This window comes from Pseudarthrobacter sp. CCNWLW207, from assembly GCF_037203945.1.
GTDB lineage: Bacteria > Actinomycetota > Actinomycetes > Actinomycetales > Micrococcaceae > Arthrobacter.
On sequence record NZ_JBBCBS010000042.1, the window covers coordinates 1 to 539 of the forward strand.

The 539-nt window shown below is 72.2% G+C and carries 1 protein-coding gene; it reads left to right on the top strand.

From position 1 onward, the window contains the following. Nucleotides 1–539, top strand: a 539-nt coding sequence (locus tag V9L17_RS21255) for a glucose-6-phosphate dehydrogenase assembly protein OpcA (RefSeq protein WP_337352803.1), incomplete at both ends; no start/stop codon positions are given.

The window sequence follows — 539 nt, forward strand, 5'->3', positions numbered from 1 at the left end:
CCGGATGCCCCGATCGTGGCCTGGTGGCCGCACGGGGCGCCGGAGAACGCCTGCGAAACCTCGATCGGCCGGATCGCGCACCGCCGGATCACGGACTCCGCCAACGAACCGGACCCCCAACTGGCGCTGGAGAACATCCGGTCCACGTACAAGGCCGGCGACACCGACCTCGCCTGGACCCGGCTGACCAACTGGCGGATCCAGCTCGCCGCGGTCCTGGACCAGGTCGACTCCTCCCCGGTGACCGCCGTCGCCGTCGAAGGAGCCTCCGACTCCCCCTCCACCATCCTGCTCGCAGCCTGGCTCACCCTGTCCCTGGACGCCCCCGTCACCATCGTCGCGGACCCCGCCGGGACCGGCATCCGCCGCGTCCGCCTCACCCGCCCCGGCGGCGACGTCCAACTCTTCCGCCCCGGACTCTCCATCGCCGAACTCACCCAACCAGGCCAACCCGCCCAACGCATCTCCCTGCCACGCCGCAGCCTCCGCGACTGCCTCGCCGAAGAACTCCGCCGCCTCGACCCCGACGAGGTCTTCGG